The following is a 14,414-nucleotide window of genomic DNA, read 5'->3' as shown; positions in this document are numbered from 1 at the left end:
TGGTTAAAAGTTGAAAAAAGTACTGCTATTAATTATTGTCGTCGTTTCAGCCTCTTTTTACTTTTCAAATATTCACTTAAGTTTTAACGAAACACCGCTTGAAGAGGCACTAGAAAAACTTGAGGAAGTTAGTGGAAGTATTATTTTAACAAAGGCAAATACTTCAGGAAAAATTACCAAAGAAATAAATACTTTAGATTTAGAAAGCGCTTTAGATATTCTCTTATATTCTACCAATTATGAATACAAAAAAGTAGGAAATAATTTATATTTAGTGGGAGATTTTGATTTAATAATTCAAGGATCTGTACAAAATGCAACAGAGATTAACTTCAAAAATCTGGAAATAACAAAAATATCAAATATTCTGATGCTTTTAAACCAAAGAGTTAGAAAGGTCCCAGACTCTAACTTTAATAGTATAATTGTGTTTGGTAAGGACGAATTGTCATCTCAAATTTCAAATTTTTTCAATTTCCTTGATACTAACGCAGGAGATAACAAAATAATCACCTATTCATCTTCACATAAAATCTCAAAAAAACTCTATGATTATTTAATCGGTTTAGAAAAAAGCTATGGCGACTTTCCACTTGAAAGCAAGGATGCCATCGGATTTTTAGAATCAAACTTTTCAATTCTTACGGATCTAGAAAAAGTCGAGTTTTATGAGAACTCTGATGTAAATGAAGCAGATGTTAAATTTAAAGAAAATATTAATAATTATTATTTGGTAGAAAAAGATGGGGAATATAATGTTTTAGTTACTTCTAAGTTTAATCTAGAAAACCTAACAGTATATGAAAAAGCAAACAATGTCTCAAATCTAGAAACTACGATAGGAGTAAGTTATCAATTTGATTCTAACGAGATTATATCCAGTATTTCTTTGCAGTTCAACAAGTCTTACTTTAAAATCTCTTCCAACTTCAATAACAACTTTAAATTTACCTATAAAACAACCTTGAATGATAATGTAAGCATTGGAGCTATACTGAAAAATCAAGAAAATCTCATAAATGTATCTTTTCTACTCGACGATTACGAAGATTTCAATAATTTTGCTTTATACGGTATACTTCAGGTGAACAGTCAGATAGAAGATCTAAATAGTATTTTAGTAGATATAAACGAATTAAGCTACGATTTAGTGGCTGCAAAAATTTATAGCATTGGAGAAAAACAAACCTCTGAATTCTCTTTATATCCAGGATTTGGTCTCTCAATAAGTAAAGAAGATCAAGCATCTATATATCTTAATTTCGGATCTCAGTACACTTTCACTTTTCAACAAAGCAGGGTTTTGCTTTCGTACTTATTCCATCAACACTTACACACTATCAATTTATCACTTAAATTTTGAGTAGGGTGGGGGCGGGGTAAAACCCTTATCTGCTCTTCCTTATAGGGCGGGGAGTGTTTGCCGCAGTGTGCAAACAATGTTTTTAAATGATTTTGACCTTGATTTGGGGTTTTTAAGGGGAACCCCCTTAACGTTCGGCGAAGGGTTACTAACTCAAGTTTTTAAGACATTAATTTCAACTTTGGGGAGGATTACAAATGTTTAGAATTCTAGTAGTAGAAGATGATAAATCCATCTCAAGGCTTTTAGAATTGGAACTAACCCACGCAGGTTATATCGTAAAAATAGCAAAAGATGGAGATGAAGCATTAAAACTTTATGAAAATTTTAAGCCTGATATTATATTATTGGATATAATGTTACCTATAAGAGATGGATTTGAGGTTGCTGAAGCAATCAGAGATTACGACGGTGATATTGGAATAATAATGATCACAGCCAGAGGAGAATTAGAAAGCAAGGTTAAAGGTTTAAAAAATGCTGATGATTATGTTGTTAAACCTTTTGAAATAGAAGAAATATTGGCAAGAATCGAGGCTTTATTAAAAAGAATGGGGAAAACTAAAGAACTAATAAAAGTAGGAGACATAGAGATTTATCCTCAAAACATGGAAGTTCTTGTGAACAAAAAAAATGTTCATTTAAGCCTCACGGAATTTAACATACTCAAGTTACTGGCTATCAATAAAAATATAGTTGTCTCAAAAGAAAAAATCTTAGAAGAGATTTGGGGATACTACGATGAAGAGAACAACAACTTAGTTGAAGTATACATCAATTATTTAAGAAAAAAATTGAAAGATTCCACACAAAATATAGGAACTGTGAGAGGAGTTGGTTACGTTATTAGGGAGAAAGAAAGTAAAACATAGTGCAATTTTTAGGCAAACAATAGTTTTTACAGCCATTACTATGAGTATAGTATTGACAATTGTTGGCATAGTGAGGATCGTTTTTGTACAATTCACACTTCAAAGTTACAACGACATGTATATTGCACAATTGAATGTAAGTGGACTGAATAGGGGAAATGCTAACAATCCTCAGGAACCTCTAGATTTGCTTTACCAAATTATGCAAGATTCAAGTGTATTGAGAAGAAGTTTATTATCAAACAGGATCGTCATTCTAGACGGACAGTTGATTTCAGACCCTTATGGTTTGATAAAGGAGAATTTCAAAATTCCTAGGTTACCGTATCTTTATGAATCTGATGGAATGTACTACATCTTTGCAGGTGTTCCTATATTTGGTTCATCTCTTTTAATAGTCGGCGGACCATCTCTTGAGCTAACAGCTCTTTTGAGAAACTTTGAAAAAGCCGTTTTTGTCATAATAACGACTGGTCTTTTTATATCACTATTGGTATCTTATTTTTTAGCAAAAAGCACACTAAAACCAGTAGTCAAAATGGCAGAACAAATATCTGAAATAGATGCCCAGACCATAGATAAGAGAATATCAGAACAAAAATCACAAGAATTCGATATCTTCGCACAAAAATTAAATTCTATGTTGGATAGAATTGAAAATGCTTTTGAAATACAAAATCAATTCGTTTCCGATGTTTCTCATGAGCTGAGAACACCTTTAACTTCTATAAATGGTTACATTAAAATGCTTAAAAGATGGGGGAAAACCGATCCCAAAATTATGGAAGAATCGTTGAACAGTATAGAGTCATCAAGTGAATATTTAAGGGATCTAGTTGATAAACTTCTGCTTCTCACTAAGAACGATTACCAAATTAAAAAGGAAATTATAGATGTTAAAAATGTAGTAGAAGAAACTTTGAACCTTTTTAAATTAGAGCTAAGTGAATTCAAAATAGATATACAGGGAGAAAGTTTCACAGTAAATAGCTCTAATGAGTACCTTTCTTTAATCTTCAAAATTTTCATTGAAAACGCAATAAAATACTCACCAAATCAGAAAGAAATAACAATAAAATTAGACCCAGATCATAAGAGTATAAGCATACAAGACCATGGTATTGGTATTGAAACGACAAAATTAAAAAACATCTTCGAAAGGTTTTACAAAGCGGACCCTTCTCGAAGTGATAAAGGCCATGGATTAGGATTATCAATAGCAAAAAAACTAGCTGATGCATTAGATATTGAATTAAAAGCTTATTCTGAATTAGGTAAAGGAAGCACTTTTACGTTGACTTTTTTGAGTCAGCTGTAAGATGGTCCGAATTATCTTATCTCACCTGAATAACGACGATGAGGCCGAATTATTCGTGATTAAGTTAAAAAATGTCTTAAAATTTTTGAATTATTGACTTTTTAATGTATAATAAACATAAAGGGGGCGAAATTATGCGAAGTATGACCGGTTATGGGAGATTAACAAAAAATATTGGCGATTATAGCTATAATGTAGAAATAAAATCTTTGAATTCCAAAAATCTAAATATCAACACCTCAATCTCACCTTTATTTTCTCCATTAGAATTACATATTCAAAATCTTGTTAAAAAATACTTCAAAAGGGGAAATTTGAGAATTTCAATAGACATAAAATTATTGAAAACAGACGACATAATCGATGTTGACTTAGGCTAGCTAAAGCCTATTACAACGCCCTCAACAGTTTGATCAACGAACTGCATTTAGCAGATGATGTTAATTTAGAAGATCTGTTAAAATTTAAAGATATTGTTAAAATTTCCATTGATGAAAAAACTATCGATGATATTTGGGAAGGTGCGAAAGAAGTTTTAAAAGAGGTTATCGAAACCGTATTGAAATATCAAAAGGAAGAAGGGAAAGATCTAAAAGACTTTCTTGATGGCTATTTGACTGAACTTGAAGATATCATTATTAAAATAGAGGAAAATGCTCAGCAAATGAAAGAAAAATATAGAGAACAGTTAAAACACAACGTTAATTCTTTGATCAGTAATATAGATAGCATCGATGAAAATAGGTTAGAAATGGAAATAGTCTTATTAGCAGAAAGAGCCGACATTAGCGAAGAAATGGATAGATTAAAAAGTCACACTAGAAGGTTTAAAAATTTTCTAGAAAATGAAAATAATAACGACAGTATAGGGCAAGAACTAGATTTTATCTGTCAAGAAATGCATAGGGAATTAAACACGATCGCCTCCAAGTCAAAAATTTTAGATATAACTAACCTTTCCTTGGAAGGGAGAACCCTGGTTAATAAAATTCGAGAGCAAGTTCAAAATCTTCATTGAATTATGGTAAGTGACCAAAAATATCGCATGGAAGTACGCATAAATTGCATTTTAAAGGTGTTTAAGGCAAGGATGGATCTTAGCTAAATCTTTTTGTTGGTGGAGGTGTTCTTCATGTATGGATTAATTAACATAGGTTTTGGAAATATCGTTGTTGGTGATAGGGTTATAGCCATTGTTTCTCCTACTTCTCAACCTTTAAAAAGATTAAAAGAAATCGCCGAACAGCAAGGAAAGTTATTAGAAGTAAACCACGGAAGAAAAACTAGAGCATTTATAATAACCGACTCTGGCCATGTTATAGCCAGCGCAATCCAACCAGAAACAATTACCAATAGATTTTTGCAGAACTATTATGACATAGAAAAAGTTTTGGATAAAATACGCAAGGAAGTACTATAAAAATGGAGGGTTTACTTTACATCGTTAGTGGACCATCAGGTGCAGGAAAATCTACATTGATAAAAAATGTTTTAGACAAAATTATTGGCTTTTCATTTTCTGTTTCCTATACCACAAGAGAAAAAAGACCAGGAGAGATTGACGGAAAAGATTATTTTTTTGTTGATAAAAGCACCTTTTTTAAAATGAAAGAAGATGGAGAATTTCTCGAGTGGGCTGAGGTTCATGGAAATTATTATGCAACTTCCAAAAAATTTATTGAGGAAAAGTTAAAAGAAAGTCGAGGCCTTGTTTTAGATGTCGATGTTCAAGGAGCTTTAAATATTAAAAAAATTTATAAGAACGCCATATACATTTTTATTTTACCTCCCTCAAATGAGGATCTAGAAAAAAGACTAAAAAAAAGGGGTACCGAATCAAAAGATTCTTTGGAAATAAGGCTAAAAGATGCACAGTGGGAGATTTCTCATATGAAAGATTTCGATTACGTTATTGTCAACCAGGAAATTGAAGAATCAACAAATCAACTCATATCAGTTCTCGTGGCAGAACAACTTAAGAGAGAAAGGTTCGATGACAAAACTCCGTTTTTTTTTAAAAAACAACTATGAATTTTAAATTAAGAGGTGAAATCAAATGAATTTGGGAATAAATTACGATAGAATATTAAATAAAGCGAAGTATAAATATGTAATTCCTATTATTGCAGCTAAAAGGGCTGAAACTCTAAAAAACTTAGATGAATTGAAAGGGATTACTGAGAAAAAAGACTACGTAAGCATCGCCTTAAAAGAATTAGAAAACGGTAAAATACAAGTCAAAAATTCAGCTTTATTAGATAGTTTAAGTAAATAATCCAATTCAAGGTGAGGCGAAGGGACGCTAAATAAAGTTTTAAAACATCCATTTTGGGAGGGTAAAATGCTAGATTTAAAATATATCAGAGAGAATCCACAAGAAATAAAAGAAGCCTTAATGAAAAGAAACAATGAAACTTCCATAATAGATGAAATTATCTCTTTCGATGAAGAGAGAAGAAAATTGTTGCAACAAATCGAAACTCTTAGAGCCCAAAGAAATCAAAATTCAAAATTAGTTGCTAAATTAAAAGCCCAAAAGAAAAATGATGAGGCCGAAGAAATAATTATCCAGGGAAAGGAAATCTCTGAACAAATAAAAAATCTGGAATCAGATTTGAAAAATATTGAAGACAATTTAAATTATAAATTATTATGGGTGCCTAACATTCCTGACAGCGATGTACCCGTTGGAAAGGATGAGAACGAAAATCTCGAAGTAAGAAGATGGGGAAAACCACGAGAATTTGATTTTGAACCAAAAGCTCATTGGGATTTAGGCACAGAATTAAACCTCTTAGATTTTGACAGAGCAGCTAAACTAAGCGGATCTCGATTCACCATCTTAAAAGGTGACATAGCCCGTTTAGAGTTGGCTTTAATCAACTTTATGATCGATTTACATACAAAAGATCACGGTTACACCTTTATACTGCCTCCACATCTAGTTACAAAAGAAACTATAACTTCTTCAGGTCAACTGCCGAAATTCGAAGACGATTTATATAAAACTTCTTTGGATCAAATGTACCTTATTTCTACCGCCGAAGTTTCTCTGGCTGGTTTACATAGAAACGAAACCTTAGAATTTAATTCACTCCCCTTAAAATACGTTGCTTATACACCTTGTTACAGAAGAGAAGCAGGTAGTTATGGAAAAGATGTAAGAGGAATGATCAGACAACACCAATTCGATAAAGTAGAATTATTTTGGTATACAACTCCTGAAGAATCCTCTCAAGCCTTGGAAGAATTAACAAGCCACGCAGAAAAGGTGTTGCAACTTTTGAATTTACCATATAGAGTTGTTGCTCTCTGTACTGGAGATTTAGGTTTTGCAGCAGCCAAGACTTATGATTTGGAAGTATGGTTACCTAGCTACAATGATTATAAAGAAATATCGTCATGTTCTAATACAAAAGATTTTCAGGGTAGAAGAGGAAACATAAGGTACAGGGATAGAGAAAATAAGTTAAATTTTGTTCACACACTAAATGGTTCAGGATTAGCAGTTGGAAGAACTTTAGTAGCTATAATGGAAAATTATCAAACGGCTAATGGCAAGATAGAAATTCCTGAAAAACTCATTCCTTACATGGGAAAAGAGTTCATAGGTTGATTATAGATGCCAAATACGTTTTACGGGAAAAAAGTAAATGAAAAAATTATTCTAAACGAAGAAGAAACTGCACACTTAAAAATAACAAAAAAAGTCGAGGGAGAAACAATAAAAGTAATAACGGGTGATGGGTTATTATTCACGGCAACAATAGTAAAAATAGGTAAAAAAGAAACGATCCTTACAATCATAGACAAAGAAGAACAACAAGAAGATTACAAACCATATGTATCAGTATATTTGGGTATGAGTAAATGGGATAGAATGCACTTACTATTAGAAAAAATGATTGAATTAAGGGCAAATAGTTTTTACCTTTACCGCGGGGAAAAATCGGATATAAATTATACAAATTTGAATAAATTCCAAAGAACTATAATAGAAACATCCAAACAAACTGTTTTTGCCCATATCCCTCAAATTAATTTTGTACAATTTGAGGAAATTCCCAAGAAAGACGCGATAGTACTAGACTTAGATGGAACAAATGACAATTTAGGAAAAGTCTTAAAAGAGTTAAAGGGTGCACAGAAAATAAACTTAGTTGTTGGCCCAGAATATGGATTTTCAAAAAGAGAAAAAGACTTTTTTTCTACAAACGAATTCAAAACTGTTAATTTGGGTAAAAGTATCTTTCGTTTTGAAACTTCTGCTATATATGCAATGAGTATCATTAACTATGAATACAACAGGTTATTTATTTAATAAGGGGGGGTTCAAAATGCCAGAATGGCTCCAAACAACTATCAATTATCTAATAAGAATTGGTATCAGTGTTGCAATTCTCTTTATCGCGAGGTATTTAGCAAAATTTATCTATAGAATCATAATAAACACAGCAGAAAAAAGCGGAAGAGTAACGCTTCAATACAAGAAATCTTTAATGACGATATTGAACATAGCTATGTATACCTTAGGTGGTTTTATCATTATTTCTGTAATTTTTACCAACCTTAGCGCATTTCTTGCTGGATTAGGAATAGGTGGTATAATAGTCGCTTTTGCAGTACAAGAACCTCTTGGTAATTTAATCTGTGGATTTTTAATAATGTTGAACCATCTTGTAGTAGATGGTGAAGCTGTCGAAATAAATGGAATATCTGGATCAGTAGAAGAGATAAACGTTAATCATGTGGTCATAAGAACATGGGATGGAAGAAGAGTCAACCTTCCCAGTAGAGAAGTTTGGTCAAGCAAGATCATTCATTATTGGCCTACAAACATAAGAAGAAACGAGGTAAAAGTTGGAGTATCTTACTCATCCGATCTAAACAAGGTAATAAACGTAATAGATGAAGCAGTACGATCAGCCGAATTAGTGCACATAGATGATGACCATCAACCGCTAATCGTTTTTGATGGTTACGCCGATTCTTCAATAAACTTCATTGTAAGGTTCTGGGCAAAACAAGAAAATTTTATAAATTCGTCGATGGATGTAGCAAAATCAATTAAACAAAAATTCGAAGAAAATAAAGTTGAAATACCTTTTAACCAATTAGACCTTCACATAAAAGAAGTCCCCAATGAAATAACACAAAACAAAGAAAATATTTAAATTATAGAAATTTTCAAAAAGGCGGTGTAAACCGCCTTTCTTAATTTTACTGTACTGTGCAAAAGTTTTTTCATAATGCTTTGAAATAACTTCCAAATTCTCATTTGCGAAGCATTTTGCAGCCTTGTGCAAAAGTTTTTTCATAATGCTTTGAAATTCTTCCAAATTCTCATTTGCGAAGCAAATGATGTTTGTGTTTAGGAAAATTGACTATTATAAAGAAAAATATTAGTGTAAGGAGGAAATTTCCAATGCAAAAAAAACAAGAAGAAAATCCGAAACCAAAAAAAAGATCGGGGAAAAAATTCTTAAGAATTATTCTAATTTCCTTGATTGTGGCTATTTTTCTACTTGGAGTTGGTTACATCTACTTCGAATATAATAGGCTTTCGTATCTCAATTTGAATCTTCAAAACAGTTGGAGAAGTTATATGGCATATTTAATCGATTTTATACCAGGATTAAGAAATTTATCTAATTATGAATATCTGGAGATTTCAGATCCTTTCTATTTGCAAAAGGAACTGTTAGATAGCAAACTCAAAGCTATACAAGACGAAAGAGAAAAATTAATTGCCGAACAAAATGAATTACAAAAACTTTTAGACCAAATTTCACAAGAAAGTGCAAATTTAATGGCTCAAAGAGAAGAATTAGAAAAGTTAAATCAAGAATATCAACAAAAAATTGACCAATACAACGATTACAATGCCAGAATAAATACCCTAGCCAATTGGCTGGCTAGATCAACCCCTCAACAAATTGCTAACGCTTTAAGTAGAGAAGAAGTAAGCGTGGAATTATTAGTAGATGCACTCGCAACGCTTGAATCAAAATCAGCCGCTGAAATACTGCAAGCTCTTGCGCTTGTTAACCCACAAAAAGCTGCTGAAGTGATAGCCAAAATGGGAGAAAAAAGGAGCGAATAATTTTGAACATTGCCTTAACTGATCTTACAACTAATTTACCCAAATCAAAAAACATTAATCACTTTACTGCGAATGCATCTAATGCTAAATTAGAATCCTTTGATCAAAAATTTCAAGATATTTTTAACAATGTAGAAGAAGACAGCCTTGGTTTTAAAAAATCTCCTATGCCAGAAAAAGAAGTGACAAATAATAAGTTATCGGTCACACTGAATACTATTGATTCGAAAGATTTATTAATTTCAAATACTAAAAAAACAAAAAATATCCATTTGGACGTCGATCAATTACTCCTACTCATAGAAGTTTCTACCAAAAACGCCAAAGGCATCGATGAAAAGGAATTATTAATTCAAGCTCAAAAAATTTTGTCTTCCCCTAAAACAGAGTTTACAAAGAATGACATAGAAGTATTACAAAAAGCTTTTAGCGTTATTATAAAAGAAAGAAAGGGTAGTAATAGTGAAATACCTTTAAAAGGTTTAATCAAGTATTCTAATTCCATAGAAGAAAGTCCCAATATTATGTTACAAAACAGCCTCCATTCAAAAGGTTCACAAGAAGTCAATCAGATTGTCAACTCTGATATCCAAAAATTATCTTCTAGAATAGAAGAAATCTTAAAAAGTACAAAAAACAAAAATGAAATCAATACATTAGAGCAAGCAAAGAAAATATTATCTTCTTCTAAAACCCAACTCACAGAAGAAGATAAAGAGATATTACAAAAAGCTTTTAACATTATCATAAAAGAAAGCCAAGAGAATAAAGAGAGTACAAGTGAAATATCTTCAGAAGGTTTGATTAAGCATTCTAAACCCACAGAAAAAAGTCCCTCCACTCTGTCACAAAACAATCTGCATTCAAAAGATTCACAAGGAACGAATCAGATTGTTCAAGCTGATATTCAAAAATTATTACAATTAATAGAAAAAGGCTCAAAAAGTATAGAAAGCAAAGATGAAATCAATACATTAGAGCAAGCTCAAAAAATACTCTCATCTTTTAAAACAGAATTTACACCTGACGAATTAAATATAATTAAAACTGCTATGGATATAATTAACACCAATAATTCAAAGATGGGAAACTCTTTATCAAGCATAATTGAAGAAACAAATCTCATAACCAATTCCTTGATTAAGGGAAACATCGATAAAACAAAGAATAATAAAAATGAGAATAATGATTCTATAAAAGCAATGCAATTTGATCCAAAAGCGGATCTTTTAAATACAAAAAACAACTTTGGTAAGAATGTGTATTTTGACCCTTATGAAACCAGAAAAAACAACATAAACAAAGATAAAAACTCTGAATTACAAAAAAATAATACTGTTAAACTGGCACCAACCAGTAATTTAGGAGACATTAGCAAAAATTTAAATATCGAACAATTAAAAACCGATCCAAGCACTAATGAAATAGGTTTAAAATCCCTACAAATCAACAAAAATAATATACAAGATGGTATCCCTACAACCAATCTAAAAGATTTAAACGCTCAAATAAAGGAAGTAGTTATTTCTAAAAACACTCAAACCTTTCTAAACGAAAGTTTCTCAGTAAAAATATCTCCTCCTGACTTAGGAAAAGTCGATATTCAGATATTAAAAAACGGGCAAGCCGTAACTGTTAACATATCAACAGAAACCGAAAATGCAAAAAATATTATATCAAAAACATTACAGTCTTTAGTTGGAAATTTAAGGGATGAAGGATACCAACCCATCAGTATAAAAGTGAATGTCACACAAGAAGAACATTATTTAGCCGATCAAAATCAACAACATCAACAAGAGCAAGAGCAGAAAAAATACAGTGAAGAAGATCAGAATGACGATCAGCCAGAAGAAGGAACTTACTACACCTTTGATGATTATTTAAGGAGTGATTTGAATGCTTAACTCAGTATCGATGGATTCTATATATCAAAGTACGTATGATGCAAAAAAAGACAGAGAAATAAAAAAAGAATTAGACAAAGAAGCTTTTTTAGAACTGTTGGTTACAGAATTACAAAACCAAGATCCGACTCAACCGATGGAAAACAAAGATCTTGTAGCTCAGCTTTCTCAACTATCTTCCACTGAACAAATAACCAATATGAGCCAAGCAATTCAAGAAATGGTTAACTCCCAAATGTCGCTCAATAAATTGCAAGCTGCAAGCTTGATAGGAAAAACCGTTGTGGTGAATGACAACACCATTGACTTGCAAAGTGGGGTAGCAGAAGGACTAAACTATGGATTAGACAACGGCTCCCAAGTATATTTAGAGATTTATGATTCAAAGGGACAAGTAGTTTATACAGAAGATTTGGGTGTGCAGGAAGCAGGGTTACACTCATATGTTTGGAGCGGAAGAAACAACGATGGAACTATGATGCCTGATGGAGAGTATCTCTATGGAATTTACACCGTAGAAAATGGCCAAATGGTAGCAAATACCGGTGTAAAAAGTGGAACTGTCGAAGCAGTGAAGTTCTTAGACAACGAACTTTACCTACTTATCAATGGTGAAATGTATCCTTATTCAGTAGTGAATGAAATTAGCGCCTAAATTCTGATTATCAATACGATCTAGATAGGAGGAGTATAACATGCTCAGATCAATGTACTCTGGAATCACAGGTTTAAGGAACTTTCAGGATCAACTCGACATAGTTGCAAACAATATCGCTAACGTTAATACCGTAGGTTACAAAGGTTCAAGGGCAACATTTCAAACAACTCTTTTTCAAACATTAAGTGCAGGAAATGCACCACAAAACCAACTAGGTGGAACAAATCCTATGCAAATTGGATTAGGATCTCAATTAGCTTCTATAGACAAATTAATGACACAAGGTTCTCCTATGTCTACAGGTAAAGCTACAGATCTTATGATTCAAGGAGAAGGGTTTTTTATTCTCTCAGATGGAATAGGTCAATACTATACACGGGCTGGCAATTTCACTAGAGATTACAACGGATTCTTTGTAGATCCTGCATCTGGTATGAAATTGCAAGGTTGGACAGCAAAAATTGATCAAGAAGGAAATAGGACCATTGACACCAACGATCCTATAGGAGATATCCAAATATCAAGCGGACAAGTAATGGCGGCAAAACAAACCTCCTTTGTAAGACTTGCACATAATTTAAACGCAGGTGCGGGTATTCAAGACACAACAATTGTGGTCAAGAGTACAACAGGTGAAAATATACCCGTAAAATTCTCTTTCAAAAGGGATATGAGCGAAGAAAACAAGGATAAAAATGTTTATAATTGGACGGCAAGTGTAGTTGGTTCTGAGTACAAATTTGCAGTTGACGATGGTTCAGGTAATTTAACTTCAACTAACCAAATTAGTGGAAAAGTAGAGCTTGACGATACGGGAAATGTAATTAGTTGGGTTAATTACGATGGAGACGGAGATCCTTTAGCAGAAAGTAAGATTTCTATATACGACATAAACGGTGAAATAGTGGATCAATATGGTGATTCTGTTGAGGTTGATATTACTACAAGTTCAGGTGACCCAGGTATTGCAACTCTTACAGGAAGCATTAGGGTTACAGATAACACAACGGGAGAAACGGTTTATTATGATCCGGAAAATATTGATATTGATATTACTACCCCACCAAATCTAACAATAACTTTAAATATCGAAGGTGCTCCAGTAACTCCAGTCGTTTTTAATGGAACTATGACCGGAAATACAGTTGCTGACTTCAACAACTTACTATCAACTGGAATTACTTCTGGAAATTATACACTTACAGGATTGCGTTTAACCGGTGCCTCTGATGCTGATACTATTGATGGGCAGGGGTTTACCGGCTTAAAATCCGTTAGAGAGATGATTCAACCACCTTCAGGTGGAGCTATAAGATTCACCGACCTTAACAATCCTACCAACTTTTCAGAAGCTAACTATATAAGCCCATCTGTTACAACATCAACAGTAGTATACGATTCTCTAGGTAACCCTTACAATACTTATTTAAAATTCACAAAAATAGATGCTAACACTTGGTATTGGAAGGCAGAGTTAGAAGACGGAACTCCATTGTATAAAAGTACCGCTGATGGTCAATTACTCGATGATTCCGCCGAAGGAGTAATAGCTTTTGATTCAAACGGTAACATAGCTGCAACTCAATGGAAAATTAACCCTGACGGCACCATAGATCAAACTATCGGGGACGGTGACGATGGAGCAGCGGGTTTCTGGTTCGACCCAGCTGAGTTGGGCGCTGCTTTAAATCCAAGCGTGGACCCTCAATCAGCAGCTGGTGCAGGTCCTGTTAACGTTTCGATTAATTTTCAAGAACTTTCTCAGTTTTTTGCAGAAAATTCTATAGCGGTTACTGAACAAGATGGAAACGCTCAAGGAACTTTAGAGTCTTTCGCTATAAACACCAATGGACAGATTATAGGATCTTTCACAAACGGTTTAACAGCTCCATTGGGGCAAGTAGCTCTAGCCACTTTTAACAACCCCGAAGGTTTATCAGCTACAGGTAACTCTATGTACGCTATGAGTTCAAACAGTGGACTTCCACAAATAGGTGTCTCTGGGGTTGGAGGAAGGGGAAGTATTAATCCAGGGGCTTTAGAAATGTCAAATGTGGATTTAGCAGAAGAATTCACCAACATGATCATAGCTCAAAGAGGATTCCAAGCAAATTCAAGAAGTATAACTACCGCAGATGCAATCCTTAACGAGCTTGTAAACATTAAGAGATAATTATTTTTGCCGAATTGTGC

At 33.0% G+C, this 14,414-nt stretch carries 15 protein-coding genes; all 15 read left to right on the top strand.

What is annotated here, in order from left to right; translation table 11 throughout:
- The first annotated feature begins 10 nt into the window (after nucleotides 1-10).
- Nucleotides 11-1,363, top strand: a complete 1,353-nt coding sequence (locus NAAC61_RS09075) for a hypothetical protein (RefSeq protein ID WP_202695829.1) — start codon at nucleotides 11-13, stop codon at nucleotides 1,361-1,363.
- 197 nt (nucleotides 1,364-1,560) lie between these two features.
- Nucleotides 1,561-2,235, top strand: coding sequence for a response regulator transcription factor (locus NAAC61_RS09070; RefSeq protein WP_202695828.1), 675 nt, complete (start codon nucleotides 1,561-1,563; stop codon nucleotides 2,233-2,235).
- Nucleotides 2,198-3,553 carry a sensor histidine kinase gene (locus NAAC61_RS09065; RefSeq protein WP_202695827.1) on the top strand — a complete coding sequence of 452 codons (1,356 nt, stop codon included), beginning with the start codon at nucleotides 2,198-2,200 and terminating at the stop codon, nucleotides 3,551-3,553. The genes NAAC61_RS09070 and NAAC61_RS09065 overlap by 38 nt, the downstream gene beginning before the upstream one ends.
- Before the next feature lie 134 nt (nucleotides 3,554-3,687).
- Nucleotides 3,688-3,933 (top strand): YicC/YloC family endoribonuclease, encoded by a 246-nt coding sequence (locus NAAC61_RS11120; protein WP_273542595.1) that lies wholly within the window; start codon nucleotides 3,688-3,690, stop codon nucleotides 3,931-3,933.
- Nucleotides 3,934-3,962: 29 nt separating this feature from the next.
- Nucleotides 3,963-4,571 carry an endoribonuclease YicC domain-containing protein gene (locus NAAC61_RS11115; RefSeq protein ID WP_273542594.1) on the top strand — a complete coding sequence of 203 codons (609 nt, stop codon included), beginning with the start codon at nucleotides 3,963-3,965 and terminating at the stop codon, nucleotides 4,569-4,571.
- A 114-nt stretch (nucleotides 4,572-4,685) separates the two neighbouring features.
- On the top strand, nucleotides 4,686-4,973 hold the full coding sequence (locus tag NAAC61_RS09055) for a DUF370 domain-containing protein (protein WP_012207955.1): 288 nt from the start codon (nucleotides 4,686-4,688) through the stop codon (nucleotides 4,971-4,973).
- 2 nt (nucleotides 4,974-4,975) lie between these two features.
- A complete protein-coding gene (gene gmk, locus NAAC61_RS09050) occupies nucleotides 4,976-5,584 on the top strand; it encodes a guanylate kinase (RefSeq protein WP_012207956.1) in 609 nt (202 codons plus the stop codon).
- A 25-nt stretch (nucleotides 5,585-5,609) separates the two neighbouring features.
- Nucleotides 5,610-5,828: a DNA-directed RNA polymerase subunit omega gene (locus tag NAAC61_RS09045; RefSeq protein ID WP_012207957.1), complete on the top strand. Its 219-nt coding sequence runs from the start codon at nucleotides 5,610-5,612 to the stop codon at nucleotides 5,826-5,828.
- A gap of 66 nt (nucleotides 5,829-5,894) precedes the next feature.
- A complete protein-coding gene (gene serS, locus NAAC61_RS09040; protein WP_103065311.1) occupies nucleotides 5,895-7,169 on the top strand; it encodes a serine--tRNA ligase in 1,275 nt (424 codons plus the stop codon).
- A gap of 6 nt (nucleotides 7,170-7,175) precedes the next feature.
- Entirely contained in the window at nucleotides 7,176-7,874 is a 699-nt protein-coding gene (locus NAAC61_RS09035) for a 16S rRNA (uracil(1498)-N(3))-methyltransferase (protein ID WP_202695826.1), read from the top strand.
- A gap of 16 nt (nucleotides 7,875-7,890) precedes the next feature.
- Nucleotides 7,891-8,727: a mechanosensitive ion channel family protein gene (locus tag NAAC61_RS09030; protein ID WP_012207960.1), complete on the top strand. Its 837-nt coding sequence runs from the start codon at nucleotides 7,891-7,893 to the stop codon at nucleotides 8,725-8,727.
- A gap of 251 nt (nucleotides 8,728-8,978) precedes the next feature.
- A complete protein-coding gene (locus NAAC61_RS09025) occupies nucleotides 8,979-9,656 on the top strand; it encodes a hypothetical protein (protein WP_012207961.1) in 678 nt (225 codons plus the stop codon).
- Between the two features lie 2 nt (nucleotides 9,657-9,658).
- A complete protein-coding gene (locus NAAC61_RS09020) occupies nucleotides 9,659-11,563 on the top strand; it encodes a flagellar hook-length control protein FliK (RefSeq protein ID WP_202695825.1) in 1,905 nt (634 codons plus the stop codon).
- Complete coding sequence (locus NAAC61_RS09015; protein WP_121514353.1) at nucleotides 11,556-12,218, top strand: flagellar hook assembly protein FlgD; 663 nt, start codon at nucleotides 11,556-11,558, stop codon at nucleotides 12,216-12,218. Before NAAC61_RS09020 ends, NAAC61_RS09015 begins: the two co-directional genes overlap by 8 nt.
- 40 nt (nucleotides 12,219-12,258) lie before the next feature.
- Nucleotides 12,259-14,394, top strand: coding sequence for a flagellar hook-basal body complex protein (locus NAAC61_RS09010; protein ID WP_202695824.1), 2,136 nt, complete (start codon nucleotides 12,259-12,261; stop codon nucleotides 14,392-14,394).
- Nucleotides 14,395-14,414: the final 20 nt, after the last annotated feature.

The organism is Petrotoga sp. 8T1HF07.NaAc.6.1 (assembly GCF_016772115.1).
Taxonomy (GTDB): domain Bacteria; phylum Thermotogota; class Thermotogae; order Petrotogales; family Petrotogaceae; genus Petrotoga; species Petrotoga mobilis.
Note: the sequence above shows the minus strand (reverse complement) of the source record. Positions and strands in the feature narration are given on the sequence as shown.

Excerpts from the sequence above, each read along its gene's own strand:
- NAAC61_RS11120 (WP_273542595.1), top strand. The coding sequence starts at position 3,688 with ATGCGAAGTATGACCGGTTATGGGAGATTAACAAAAAATATTGGCGAT.
- NAAC61_RS09070 (WP_202695828.1), top strand. The coding sequence starts at position 1,561 with ATGTTTAGAATTCTAGTAGTAGAAGATGATAAATCCATCTCAAGGCTT.
- NAAC61_RS09030 (WP_012207960.1), top strand. The coding sequence starts at position 7,891 with ATGCCAGAATGGCTCCAAACAACTATCAATTATCTAATAAGAATTGGT.
- NAAC61_RS09010 (WP_202695824.1), top strand. The coding sequence starts at position 12,259 with ATGCTCAGATCAATGTACTCTGGAATCACAGGTTTAAGGAACTTTCAG.
- NAAC61_RS09055 (WP_012207955.1), top strand. The coding sequence starts at position 4,686 with ATGTATGGATTAATTAACATAGGTTTTGGAAATATCGTTGTTGGTGAT.
- NAAC61_RS09035 (WP_202695826.1), top strand. The coding sequence starts at position 7,176 with ATGCCAAATACGTTTTACGGGAAAAAAGTAAATGAAAAAATTATTCTA.
- NAAC61_RS09045 (WP_012207957.1), top strand. The coding sequence starts at position 5,610 with ATGAATTTGGGAATAAATTACGATAGAATATTAAATAAAGCGAAGTAT.
- serS (WP_103065311.1), top strand. The coding sequence starts at position 5,895 with ATGCTAGATTTAAAATATATCAGAGAGAATCCACAAGAAATAAAAGAA.
- gmk (WP_012207956.1), top strand. The coding sequence starts at position 4,976 with ATGGAGGGTTTACTTTACATCGTTAGTGGACCATCAGGTGCAGGAAAA.
- NAAC61_RS09025 (WP_012207961.1), top strand. The coding sequence starts at position 8,979 with ATGCAAAAAAAACAAGAAGAAAATCCGAAACCAAAAAAAAGATCGGGG.
- NAAC61_RS09015 (WP_121514353.1), top strand. The coding sequence starts at position 11,556 with ATGCTTAACTCAGTATCGATGGATTCTATATATCAAAGTACGTATGAT.